Origin of the sequence: Kluyvera sp. 142486 (genome assembly GCF_046569695.1) — a bacterium.
Lineage (GTDB): Bacteria > Pseudomonadota > Gammaproteobacteria > Enterobacterales > Enterobacteriaceae > Kluyvera.
In genome coordinates this window covers 16,614-29,377 of sequence record NZ_JBKHUI010000014.1, presented here as the reverse complement: position 1 = coordinate 29,377, position 12,764 = coordinate 16,614, and the positions used below count along the sequence as shown (strand labels likewise).

Here is a 12,764-nt window from a genome sequence, read left to right as displayed (position 1 = left end):
TTTCTGCGATAGACAATTTGCTGTCATTTGCCACGAGAATATCCTCCGGAATTGAAGAGGCTTCAATGTAGGAGGATGGCTAAGACAATCCTATTGTCATTTTTCGTACTGGTATTATGTTTTCTGGCAACTGCGGAAGTTGTCACATAACTGGATGATTTATCATACCACTTTCATTTTTGTGACCTTACACCAGGCGGAAAACGGAAATCGCCGACTTCAATTCACCGGTATGACGCTGCTGTTGATGCGCCACCTGAATGGTTTGGGCCACGTGCTGGATGTTCTCCTGCACGCTGGCATCGATGGTGGCAATGCTGCCTTTCATCTGCAGCACGCTGGTTTTCTGCTGGTCGCTCATTGAGAACAACACATCGACGCAGGACTGCAGGCTGTCGATATTACTGATAATCGACGCCATCGTTTTCCCCGCCCGTTCAACCTGCTCCGCCCCCTGATGGGTACGCTCAACGGAGGTGGCAATCATCTGGCGAATATCGCGGGCCGCCTCTTCGCAGCGTAGCGCCAGCGTACGCACTTCGGCCGCCACTACCGCGAAGCCCTTGCCGTGCGCGCCCGCCCGCGCCGCCTCAACGGAGGCGTTCAGCGACAGAATATTGGTCTGGAAGGCAATACCGTCGATAAGCTCAAGAATCCCGTTGATTTTCAGCGATTCGTCGCGGATATGCGCCATTGAAGCCATTGCCAGGCGAATATTCTCCCCGCCCTCCTGCGCTACGCCGCTTGCCTGCTCCGCCAGCGTCCGCGCTTCGCTGGCCTTCTCGCTGGTAAGCGAGGCTGCCCCGGCGAGCTGTTCCATGGCGCTGGCGGTTACCGCCAGCGAGCGCGCCTGGTTGTCCGTACGTTCGGAGAGCGCGGTGTTGCGCTGGAGCAAGGTTTGCGAAGCTTCAAGCAACTCAGAGACGTTGCCGCTAACCTGTTCAAGGGTATTTCGCATCGCATCCAGCGTCAGGCTAAAGGTACGGGCAAACGGAGAGCGGCTGGTTTTGCTGTCACGCTCAAGCGTCAGGAAGCCCGACTCGCGGTTGATAACCGAGGCCAGTTTCGCCACCTCACTGGCCGAACGGGCATCCTGCTCCATCCGCACCGCCAGCAGCACCAGAAATATCGTCTGCGCGACCACGTACAGCCCGTGCATCACCACCATTTCCAGCCCGGTATGCATGAATACGGTAATATTAAACAGGCCATATTCCTGTAAATAATTAAACACCAGATGATGTACGGCAATAACGGCCGCACCCATAATTAATGGCCGCCAGTCTCGCCATGCCAGCAACGCAGAGAGCAATACAAACACCGAGAAGTGGTATTCGGTCTCGCCACCGCCCAGTTGAATAAGCAGCGCGGAATAGGCCATCATAATAAAGGCGTAGACCAGCCGGGTAATTAATCTGCCGGGAAGAAGGAGCGTCATCAATGTGCCCAGCACCGAAAGCAGCGTGGCCACCAGCAGCGCCAGGCTGAGGTTATCGTTTATCGCCCCTACGCCCAGCGAAACACCCCACATCACCCAGGCCAGCGCCATCAGCAGTCGGTCCGCTCTGCGGCGAATGGAGGATAAAGAGAACAGATTCTGAGACAGCCCGTTGGGCTGCCAAAACGTCATTATTGCCATGATATATTCCGCCCGCGCAGGTGTAATTTCACGTCATATTATTGTTAGCGTTCAGAATTAAGCGTAGAGGGGTTATTTCTTGCTAGCCACTATATTGTTAAAAATATATCGCTAAGATTAAGTTGTACTTAATTTTATTTAACAGCGGGTTGGAATATATAAGACTTAAGGGAAATATTATATTGCAGGGGGAATAATAACGGATGGCGCAGAACGCGCCATCCGGGATACTTATTTTTTCGCGACGGTCTCTTCGCCAACGAGGCCAATCTTCAGATAGCCCGCCTGGTGCAGGGTATCCATGACCTTCATCATCGTTTCGTAGTCCACGGTTTTATCCGCGCGGAAGAAGATGGTGGTATCTTTCTTGCCTTCCGTGAGCGTATCAATCGCCGTCACCATGTTGTCGTCGGTGACAGGATCATTGCCGAGGAACATCGATTTGTCCGCCTTCACCGACAGGTAGACCGGTTTATCCGGGCGAGGCTGCGGTTGGCTGGATGACGCAGGCAGATTCACTTTGACATCTACGGTTGCCAGTGGCGCAGCAACCATGAAGATAATCAGCAGTACCAACATGACATCGATAAACGGCGTCACGTTGATATCATGCATTTCGCCATTATCGTCCAGATTTTCATTAAGACGCATTGCCATGGGGCGTTAACCTACTCGTAATTTCTGGGCGGTACGCACCGGATGTACGCCGCTGGCGCTGAGGTCCAGGTCACGGCTTTGCAGCAGCAGAACCTGCGCCGCAACGTCGCTCAGGTTGGCTTTAAAGCCGCCAATCAGACGCGCAAAGATGTTATAGATAACCACCGCTGGAATCGCGGCGAACAGGCCAATCGCGGTCGCCAGCAGCGCTTCTGCGATACCCGGCGCCACAACCGCCAGGTTAGTGGTCTGGGTCTGGGCGATGCCGATGAAGCTGTTCATGATACCCCATACGGTACCAAACAGGCCGACGAACGGGGAGATAGCGCCGATGGTCGCCAGGAAACCGTTACCACGGCCCATATGACGACCCACGGCCGCCACGCGACGTTCCAGACGGAAGCCGGTACGTTCTTTAATGCCTTCGTTATCTTCCGAACCTGCAGAGAGCTCCAGCTCGTTCTCAGCTTCGTTGATTAACTGCGTGCTCAGGCTGCGGGCATCGAATGCAGCCGCAATTTCATTCGCCTGATTCAGGGAACGCGCTTCGCCTAACAGTTTCTGTTCGCGCTTGAGGCGGCGCTTATGGGAAAGAAGCTCAGCACCCTTGCTGAAGAAAATAGCCCAGGTGACGACGGATGCCAGTATCAAGCCAATCATGACCACTTTAACCACGATGTCGGCATGATGATACATACCCCAAACGGAGAGATCCGCCTGCATCAAATTATTACCCACTGTGTATCTCCAGGACATAAATCACAAATTCTGAGCACAATAATATCAAAACATCGCCGAATTGATAGTAGTTCTCATTAGTATTTACATATTGACCCAAATCACACTTATTTTCCTTGCGCTTACGCAGTAAAAAAGTTTTCAGCCGGTTTTTTGGCAAAATTTTCTGCTGTTCGCGCACTAAACGGTAGATCCCGCGTGCAATCGTGTTAATTTAGCCATCCAGACGTATAAAAACAGGCAGACAGAAAATGGCAGACAAGCACCTCGATACCGCGCTGGTTAACGCCGGACGCAGCAAAAAATACACCCAGGGATCGGTGAACAGCGTCATTCAGCGCGCCTCTTCGCTGGTGTTCGACACGGTCGCCGCCAAAAAGCATGCGACCCACAACCGCGCTAACGGCGAGCTGTTCTACGGCCGTCGCGGCACTCTCACCCACTTCTCATTGCAGGAAGCAATGTGTGAACTGGAAGGCGGTGCCGGCTGCGCCCTCTTCCCGTGCGGTGCGGCCGCGGTCGCCAATACCATCCTGGCGTTTGTGGAACAGGGCGATAATGTGCTGATGACCAACACCGCCTATGAGCCAAGTCAGGACTTCTGCACCAAAATTCTCGGCAAACTGGGCGTCACCACCAGCTGGTTTGACCCGATGATCGGCGAAGGGATTGCCGAACTGATTAAGCCCAACACCAAAATCGTGTTCCTGGAATCCCCTGGCTCCATCACCATGGAAGTGCACGACATTCCGGCCATCGTTGCCGCCGTGCGCCGCGTCGCGCCTGAAGCGATCATCATGATCGACAATACCTGGGCGGCGGGGATTCTGTTTAAAGCGCTCGATTTCGGTATCGACATCTCCATTCAGGCAGGCACCAAATACCTGATTGGCCACTCGGATGCAATGGTCGGTACTGCGGTGTCTAACGAACGCTGCTGGGCACAACTGCGCGAAAACGCCTACCTGATGGGCCAGATGCTCGACGCCGATACCGCTTACATGACCAGCCGCGGCCTGCGTACGCTGGGCGTGCGTTTACGTCAGCACCATGAAAGCAGCCTGAAGGTTGCCGAATGGCTGGCGCAACAGCCGCAGGTTGAGCGCGTGAACCACCCTGCGCTGCCGGGCAGTAAAGGGCATGAATTCTGGAAGCGTGATTTTACCGGCAGCAGCGGCCTGTTCTCATTTGTGCTTAAAAAACAGCTGAACAATGAAGAGCTGGCGAACTATCTCGATAACTTCTCGCTGTTCAGCATGGCCTACTCCTGGGGCGGATTTGAGTCGCTGATTCTGGCGAATCAGCCGTCCGAACTCGCCAGCATTCGTCCGGAAGGAAAAATCGATTTCACCGGCACGCTGGTGCGCGTCCATATCGGTTTAGAAAACGTTGACGATCTGATTGCGGATTTAGCGGCAGGATTTGCCCGCATCGTGTAACATGACCTCAGCCCGGTGGCCCAGGCTATCGGGTGGGTTAGCAATGTTTTTGATGCGTCAGTCAGGCGCGTCACCGATGTTGAGAACAGTCGGTCCCCGAAGTGATTCACCACCGTCTGCGTAAACCGTTTCCGCGTTGTTGTCAGTAAATCAGGACAGCGCGGCTTCATGAGTTGCGCACGCGATCAAGGTGTTCTTAATCTTTCGGGCGTACAATAAGCGAAAACGCTGTTCCACAGGAATGTTCATGGTCGTTATTCAAGATATTGTCGCCGCGCTTTGGCAGCACGATTTTGCTGCTCTGGCGAATCCGCACGTCGTGGGGGTCGTTTATCTGGTCATGTTTGCCACTCTTTTTCTGGAAAATGGCCTGCTTCCCGCTTCATTCTTACCCGGCGATAGCCTTCTGCTATTAGCGGGCGCGCTCATTGCGAAGGGCGTGATGGGCTACGTTCCTACCATTGCCATTCTGACCGCGGCCGCCAGCCTCGGCTGCTGGCTGAGCTATATTCAGGGCCGTTGGTTGGGTAACACCCGCGTGGTGAAAGGTTGGCTGGCGCAGCTGCCGGATAAATACCACCAGCGCGCAACCTGTATGTTTGACCGTCACGGTCTGCTGGCGTTGCTGGCGGGACGTTTTCTGGCATTCGTTCGCACTCTGCTGCCTACCATGGCGGGCATCTCCGGCCTGTCGAACCGCCGCTTTCAGATTTTTAACTGGCTGAGCGCGCTGCTGTGGGTGGGCGTGGTGACGAGCTTAGGTTATGCCATTAGCATGATCCCGTTTGTGAAACGTCATGAAGATCAGGTGATGACCTTCCTGATGATCCTGCCCATTGTCCTGTTGGTTGCCGGGCTTCTGGGCACGGTGATTGTGGTGATTAAGAAGAAGTATTGCGACGCGTAATCGGTAACGTGCCATATCATGCCTGATGGCGCTTCGCTTATCAGGCCTACCAACGCATTGTAGCCCGGCCGAGCAACGCGACGCCGGGAATGGCACCCGCCCCCCGGGTCGGCGTAAACGCCTCGCCCGAGCGACAAATTACATTCCCCGCAGCCTTGCAGCATCCTCTCCCGGCGTCATGCCGAAATAACGCTTAAACTCCCGGCTGAACTGCGAAGCGCTTTCGTACCCCACCTGCATTGCCGCGGCGCTGGCCTTCAGCCCGTCGTGCACCATCATCATCCGCGCTTTATGCAAACGATAGGTCTTCAGATACTGTAACGGCGAGGTGCTGGTCACCGACTTAAAGTTATGGTGAAACGCCGACAGGCTCATATTAGCCTCAGCGGCGAGCTGATCCACGCTGAGCGTTTCGGTGTACTGGCTCTCGATACGCTTGAGCACCCGACTAATCTGGCTGAAATGGGTCTGGCGGCTAACCAGCGCCATTAACGCACCGCCTCGCGGCCCGGTCAGCACGTGGTAGAGCATCTCACGGATAATCTGTTTCCCCAGAATGCGGGCGTCCAACGGGCGCTCCATCACGTCCAGCAGGCGTTCCGAGGCGCAGAGAATCTCTTCGGAGAGCGTGGCCGAGTTAATCCCGCTTTCCGCCATCGACGACGGGTGAAACAGCGGATCTTCGCCAATATCCATCAGCAGTTCCTGTAGCTGCAGGATATCAACATCCAGGCGTAATCCGGCCAGCGGCGCATCCCCGGTCGCAAAAGTTTCACATTCGAAGGGTAAAGGTACTGTCAACAGCAGATATTCGTTGGCATCGTAGCGGAAGGTGCGCTCGTTGATATAGCCAATCTTATAGCCGGAAAAGAGAAACACGATGCCCGGGCGATACATCACCGGTGTGCGACCACTTGGCTGAGTACCATAAATAAGCTGAATATCCGGCAGCAAGGTTCTCAGGTTTTGTTCTTTATTTTTCAGCTGCTTAATCTTTTCTGTCAGCAGCGCACAGATCTCTTCACGGTTCATCAACGAGGGCTCCAGGTACTTTTTCCAACGCTGTCATTGTGGCTTTGTTTAACGTATTTCTCCAGAGCTATGGAGAAATGGGCAAGACAATCGCAGAAATGTGCATTGAGAGGTACGACGTCGAAGACCACAATGATGTCATTCGGTGATGACCCCTCACCGCCCTCTTTTTCCACCCACACTATAGGGAACGAGCAATGTTTAATTTTGATCTTCATACCCCAACCCGCATTCTGTTCGGTAAAGGTGCTATCGAAAACCTGCGCGCTCAGATCCCCGCTGACGCTCGCGTACTGATTACCTACGGCGGCGGTAGCGTGAAAAAAACCGGCGTGCTGGACCAGGTGCTGAGCGCGCTGCAAGGTCTGGACGTGCTGGAGTTCGGCGGTATTGAGCCAAACCCATCTTATGAAACGCTGATGAACGCGGTGAAAATCGCCCGCGAAGAGCAAGTCACCTTCCTGCTGGCCGTTGGCGGCGGTTCCGTGCTGGACGGCACCAAGTTTATCGCTGCTGCCGCGCACTACGATGAAAGCATCGACCCGTGGGAAATTCTGGAAACCTACGGCAGCAACGTCACCAGCGCTATCCCAATGGGTTCCGTGCTAACGCTGCCAGCGACCGGTTCCGAGTCCAACAAAGGCGCCGTTATCTCTCGTAAAACCACCGGTGACAAACGCGCCTTTATGTCACCACACGTGCAGCCGGTATTCGCCATTCTGGACCCGGTTTATACCTATACCCTGCCGCCGCGTCAGGTCGCAAACGGCGTTGTGGATGCGTTCGTTCACACCGTAGAGCAGTACGTCACCTACCCGGTTGACGGCAAAATTCAGGACCGCTTCGCAGAAGGCATTCTGCTGACGCTGGTTGAAGATGGCCCGAAAGCGCTGCAGGAACCGGAAAACTACGCCGTTCGTGCCAACGTGATGTGGGCTGCAACTCAGGCGCTGAACGGCCTGATTGGTGCTGGCGTGCCGCAGGACTGGGCAACCCATATGCTGGGCCACGAACTGACCGCAATGCACGGCCTGGATCACGCGCAGACGCTGGCTATCGTGCTGCCTGCACTGTGGAATGAAAAACGCGATACCAAACGCGCCAAACTGCTGCAGTACGCAGAACGCGTCTGGAACATTACCGAAGGTTCTGACGATGCGCGCATCGACGCTGCTATCGCCGCGACCCGCAGCTTCTTCGAACAAATGGGTGTGCCAACTCGCCTGTCCGACTACGGTCTGGACGGCAGCTCTATCCCTGCGCTGCTGAAAAAACTCGAAGAGCACGGTATGACCAAACTGGGTGAAAATCAGGATATTACCCTCGACGTGAGCCGCCGTATTTACGAAGCAGCACGCTAATCGCCCTCCGTTTCTTGCTCTAAGTATTTCGAGCTGCAGAAAGGCGTCAAGGCAGCGAATCCCCGGGAGCTTACATCAGTAAGTGACTGGGGTGAGCTGGCGCAGACAACGCATCGGCGGCTTGAAAGACGACGAGCAAACTTTCGTTTTTGCATATTTCGACCAGACTTAATCCTACAAACCTTATCGGGGCATTGCCCCGATAAGCTCGTAAAAAGGAGAAATGCATGACACATCCAACCGTGATTAAACTGCACGATGGCAATGTAATGCCGCAGCTCGGCCTTGGGGTATGGCAGGCCACGAATGAGGAAGTCGTCACCGCGATTCATAAAGCACTCGAGGTGGGCTATCGCTCCATTGATACCGCCGCCGCTTACAAAAATGAGTCGGGAGTCGGTAAAGCGATTAAGAGCGCGGGCGTTGCTCGTGAGGATCTGTTCATCACCACCAAGCTGTGGAATGACTCCCATCTCCGCGCGGCGGATGCCCTGCAAGAGAGCCTGGAGCACCTGCAGCTGGACTATCTCGACCTGTATCTGATTCACTGGCCGGTTCCCGCAACCGATCACTATATCGATGCGTGGAAGAGCCTGATTGAACTGCAAAAACAGGGGCTGATTAAGAGCATCGGCGTGTGTAACTTCCAGGTGCCTCATCTGCAGCGGCTGATTGATGAAACCGGCGTCGCACCGGTTATCAACCAGATTGAGCTGCATCCGCTGATGCAGCAGCGTCAGCTGAACGCCTGGAACGCCACGCATAAAATCCAGACCGAGTCCTGGAGCCCGCTGGCACAGGGCGGTGAAGGGGTGTTTGACCAGAAAGTCATCCGTGCTCTGGCGGATAAATACGGTAAGACACCAGCGCAAATCGTCATTCGCTGGCACCTCGACAGCGGCCTGGTGGTGATCCCGAAATCGGTCACGCCGTCGCGCATCACCGAAAACTTTGCCGTCTGGGATTTCCGTCTGGATAAAGATGAGCTGAGTGAGATTACGAAGCTGGATCAGGGTAAGCGTTTAGGCCCGGACCCGGACCAGTTTGGCGGTTAAGCCGTAAGGAGCGCCGGATGGCGGCTACGCCTTATCCGGCCTACAAATCATCGAGTAGGCCTGATAAGCGCAGCGCCATCAGGCATAAAATACCCGGCATTTGCCGGGTATTTTTTTAACTCAACGCGACGCGGGTTTAGGACGCTTTTTGATGCCGTTTGGAGCCTGACGCTGGTGCGCCACCGGCGTGTGCTTGGTCAGCGCCGGGCGGGTGTTGCGGTTCTGGCGACGCGCTTCGCGCATCTCGTCGAGCGTTGGCGCAGGCACCAGGCAGTCACGACGGCTGCCGATCAGATGCTTTTTACCCATCGTCTCCAGCGCCGTACGGATCAGCGGCCAGTTAGCCGGGTCGTGATAGCGCAGCAACGCTTTATGCAGACGACGCTGCTTATCGCCTTTCGGGATCACCACGTCTTCACTCTTATAGCCAATTTTACCCAGCGGGTTCTTGCCGGTGTAATACATGGTGGTCGAGTTCGCCAGCGGCGACGGGTAGAAATTCTGCACCTGGTCCAGACGGAATCGGTGCTGCTTCAGCCACAGTGCCAGGTTCACCATATCTTCATCGCGCGTCCCTGGGTGGGCGGAGATAAAGTACGGGATCAGATACTGCTCTTTACCGGCCTGCTTCGAATAGGTGTCGAACAGCTCTTTAAAGCGGTGATAGCTGCCCATCCCCGGCTTCATCATCTTCGACAGCGGCCCCTCTTCGGTGTGTTCAGGCGCAATCTTCAGGTAGCCGCCCACGTGGTGGGTTGCCAGCTCTTTAATATAGCGCGGGTCTTCCACCGCCAGGTCGTAACGGACGCCAGAGGCGATAAGGATTTTCTTGATGCCTTTCAGGTCACGGGCGCGGCGATAGAGGTTAATCGTCGGCGTATGGTCGGTATCCATATGCGGGCAGATTTCCGGGTACACGCAGGAGAGACGACGGCAGGTCTGCTCCGCACGCGGCGACTTACAGCGCAGCATGTACATGTTGGCCGTTGGGCCCCCCAGGTCGGAGATAATGCCGGTGAAGCCCGGCACCGTGTCACGAATGGCTTCGATCTCGTTGATGATTGAATCTTCAGAGCGGCTCTGAATGATACGCCCTTCGTGCTCGGTGATAGAGCAGAAGGAACAGCCGCCGAAACAGCCGCGCATGATATTGATAGAGAAACGAATCATCTCATACGCCGGGATACGCGCCTTGCCGTATGACGGATGCGGAATACGCTGGTACGGCAGCGCGAACACGCTATCCATCTCTTCGGTGGAGAGCGGAATTGCCGGCGGGTTAATCCAGATGTTGCGGTCACCCTGTTTCTGCATCAGCGCACGGGCGCTGCCCGGGTTGGTTTCATGGTGCAGAATACGGGAAGCGTGGGCATACAGCACCTTGTCGCCTTTGACCTTTTCAAAGGACGGCAGCAAGACATAGGTTTTCTCCCACGGCTTAGGGCGCGGCGGCTGCACGGTAACGGCTTTGGCTTCCTGCTTTTTCGGTGCTACCGGTTTGTTATCGGCACACGGCAGGTCTTCACCATACGGATGCGGAATCGGGTCGATTTTCCCCGGGGTGTCGATGCGGGTTGAGTCGACGCCGGACCAGCCCGGCAGCGCTTCTTTGACGATAATCGCGGTGTTACGCACGTCGCGGATCTGTGCGATTGGCTCGCCTGCCGCCAGACGGTGCGCCACTTCAACCAGCGGACGCTCGCCGTTACCGAACATCAGCATGTCAGCTTTGGCGTCAATCAGCACCGAGCGGCGCACGGTATCGGACCAGTAGTCATAGTGCGCGGTACGGCGCAGGCTGGCTTCGATGCCGCCGAGGATAACCGGCACATCTTTCCACGCTTCTTTACAGCGCTGGGTATACACCAGCGTGGCGCGGTCAGGGCGTTTGCCCGCGACGTTGTCTGGGGTATAGGCATCGTCATGGCGCAGCTTGCGGTCTGCGGTATAACGGTTGATCATCGAGTCCATGTTGCCGGCAGTGACGCCGAAGAACAGGTTCGGTTTGCCCAGACGCATAAAGTCGTCTTTGCTGTTCCAGTCCGGCTGGGCGATGATCCCCACGCGGAAGCCCTGCGCTTCCAGCATACGGCCACAAATCGCCATCCCGAAGCTCGGGTGGTCAACGTAGGCGTCGCCGGTTACCAGAATGATGTCGCAGCTATCCCAGCCAAGTTGATCCATCTCTTCACGTGACATTGGCAAAAACGGAGCCGGCCCAAAGCAGGCGGCCCAGTACTGCGGCCAGGAGAAAAGGTCGCGATCCGGTTGGATCAGGGAGATAGCGCTCATATTGCTTCCGAAAAAATTGGCAAAAAAATAGACAAAGGCCGGGGATTATAAGCCCGAATGCCCTATGAATGAAGTGGGAATTTATAACGTGGTGTGAGTCCCGGCGTCGCTGCGCTCGGCCGGGCTACAGTAGGCCTGATAAGCGTAGCGCCATCAGGCAATTCGGTGCGGATTGCCGGATGGCGGCGTAAACGCCTTATCCGGCCTACTATGGAGCCGGGTTAACCAGAATCTGCCCGATAGATCCACGGTCGGCAAGCTCCAGCGTCTGGCTGGCGAACTGGAACGGGAAGTGTGGCCATGACGGCTGTGAGTAATAAACCAGCAGCTCAACCTGACCGTCAATCCAGACGGTATCTTTCCAGCCCCGGTCTTCCGGCAGCGGCGTCGCGCCGTTAACGTTGCGAACCTGGAACATCACCCCTTCAATATGGAACGACTGCGGCGCATCGGCGCGCACCGTCCAGCGCTCCCAGGTACCCTGTTGCGCGGTGATATCAATACGTTGCGGGTCCCACAGCTGGCCGTTGATGCCTGGATCGTCGCCGAGCAGAATATCGCGACTGCGAATCGGCGTGCCGCTCAACACCTCGGTTGGCAGTATGCGCATCGGTAAGTTATCGGTCACTAACGGCAGAAGCCCCGTCGGACGTAGGGTCAGCACCAGCGTAGAGATCAAAATGCTCGACGGTTCGAAGAAACCGCGAATACGCTCCATGATGCTGGCGGACTCACCGCAGGTAATCGACACTTCATCACCGTTGGTCATATCGACCAGCACTTCGCGACGTTCACCCGGCGCCAGCGAGATTTGGGTGGTGGAGACCGGCGCAGGCAGAAAGCCCTGATCGCTGGAAATGACGTGCAGCGCACGGCCATCGCTCATCCGCAGTGAGTAACGGCGAGAGTTAGAGGCATTCAGCAGGCGCAGACGCACCCAGCCACGCGATACTTCGACGAAGGGTCCCTGAACACCGTTGACCAGCAGCGTATCGCCAACAAAACCACCGCTGCCCGGCTCGTCGTACACCGGCGCGCCAAAGTTATCCAGACGCTTATCCTGGATAATGACCGGGAAGTCGTCGACGCCGTAGTGGTTTGGGAATGGTAAGGACTTACTAACTTCATCCTCAACCAGCCACATTCCCGCCAGGCCGTTATAGACCTGCTGGGCCATGTGGTTTGGCGTATTGGCCTGATACCACAGCGTTGACGCATTCTGGCGAATAGGCAGCACCGGTGCCCAGTCGGCGTTTGGCGTCATCATGCGCGCCGCGCCGCCAATCAGCGGCCCCGGTACCTGCAGGCCACGCACGGTCATGGCGACGTTTTCCGTCAGACGGTTGCTGTAAATGAGTTTGACATCGTCACCCTTCCAGACGCGGATCGTCGGCCCAAGATAGCGGCCGTTGACGCCCCAGACGGAGGCGCGCGTGCCCTGCGTAAACGACCAGTGCGCACGTTGCAGCGTTAAGAATAGCGGTTGTCCACGGCGAGACTCCAGCAGCGGAGGCACCGGCAATGCGGGCTGCTTCCCTGCGGCCTGTGCCCTCAGCGGCACGGTGCCGGCACAAAGCGCAACGCCCGAAGCCTGAATAAACTGACGCCGACTGAGTGACATATAAGCTCCATCAAAACTGACAA

At 56.0% G+C, this 12,764-nt stretch carries 10 protein-coding genes; 4 read left to right on the top strand and 6 right to left on the bottom strand.

Annotated features, from left to right (window positions below; translation table 11 throughout):
• Positions 1–187: 187 nt before the first annotated feature.
• From ACLGE8_RS15715 to exbB, 3 genes are all read right to left on the bottom strand, one after another.
• On the bottom strand, positions 188–1,639 hold the full coding sequence (locus tag ACLGE8_RS15715; RefSeq protein WP_410999820.1) for a methyl-accepting chemotaxis protein: 1,452 nt from the start codon (positions 1,637–1,639) through the stop codon (positions 188–190).
• A gap of 231 nt (positions 1,640–1,870) precedes the next feature.
• Positions 1,871–2,296: a TonB system transport protein ExbD gene (gene exbD / locus ACLGE8_RS15710; RefSeq protein WP_185668362.1), complete on the bottom strand. Its 426-nt coding sequence runs from the start codon at positions 2,294–2,296 to the stop codon at positions 1,871–1,873.
• 6 nt (positions 2,297–2,302) lie between these two features.
• On the bottom strand, positions 2,303–3,034 hold the full coding sequence (exbB, locus tag ACLGE8_RS15705) for a tol-pal system-associated acyl-CoA thioesterase (protein ID WP_185668363.1): 732 nt from the start codon (positions 3,032–3,034) through the stop codon (positions 2,303–2,305).
• A 251-nt stretch (positions 3,035–3,285) separates the two neighbouring features.
• Here exbB and metC point away from each other — a divergent pair, with 251 nt between their 5' ends.
• Together metC and yghB are read left to right on the top strand one after the other, a co-directional pair.
• A complete protein-coding gene (gene metC, locus ACLGE8_RS15700; protein ID WP_410999818.1) occupies positions 3,286–4,473 on the top strand; it encodes a cystathionine beta-lyase in 1,188 nt (395 codons plus the stop codon).
• A gap of 247 nt (positions 4,474–4,720) precedes the next feature.
• Positions 4,721–5,380, top strand: coding sequence for a DedA family general envelope maintenance protein YghB (gene yghB, locus ACLGE8_RS15695; RefSeq protein WP_410999816.1), 660 nt, complete (start codon positions 4,721–4,723; stop codon positions 5,378–5,380).
• A gap of 138 nt (positions 5,381–5,518) precedes the next feature.
• Here the strand turns inward: yghB and ACLGE8_RS15690 are convergent, their stop codons facing one another.
• Entirely contained in the window at positions 5,519–6,412 is an 894-nt protein-coding gene (locus ACLGE8_RS15690) for an AraC family transcriptional regulator N-terminal domain-containing protein (protein WP_410999814.1), read from the bottom strand.
• Positions 6,413–6,609: 197 nt separating this feature from the next.
• Here ACLGE8_RS15690 and yqhD point away from each other — a divergent pair, with 197 nt between their 5' ends.
• Complete coding sequence (gene yqhD / locus ACLGE8_RS15685) at positions 6,610–7,773, top strand: alcohol dehydrogenase (RefSeq protein ID WP_410999812.1); 1,164 nt, start codon at positions 6,610–6,612, stop codon at positions 7,771–7,773.
• Between the two features lie 227 nt (positions 7,774–8,000).
• A complete protein-coding gene (dkgA, locus tag ACLGE8_RS15680) occupies positions 8,001–8,828 on the top strand; it encodes a 2,5-didehydrogluconate reductase DkgA (protein WP_410999810.1) in 828 nt (275 codons plus the stop codon).
• 120 nt (positions 8,829–8,948) lie between these two features.
• Here the strand turns inward: dkgA and ACLGE8_RS15675 are convergent, their stop codons facing one another.
• A complete protein-coding gene (locus ACLGE8_RS15675) occupies positions 8,949–11,120 on the bottom strand; it encodes a YgiQ family radical SAM protein (RefSeq protein ID WP_410999808.1) in 2,172 nt (723 codons plus the stop codon).
• 208 nt (positions 11,121–11,328) lie between these two features.
• Positions 11,329–12,741, bottom strand: coding sequence for a cell division protein FtsP (gene ftsP / locus ACLGE8_RS15670; RefSeq protein ID WP_410999806.1), 1,413 nt, complete (start codon positions 12,739–12,741; stop codon positions 11,329–11,331).
• Between the last annotated feature and the right edge of the window lie 23 nt (positions 12,742–12,764).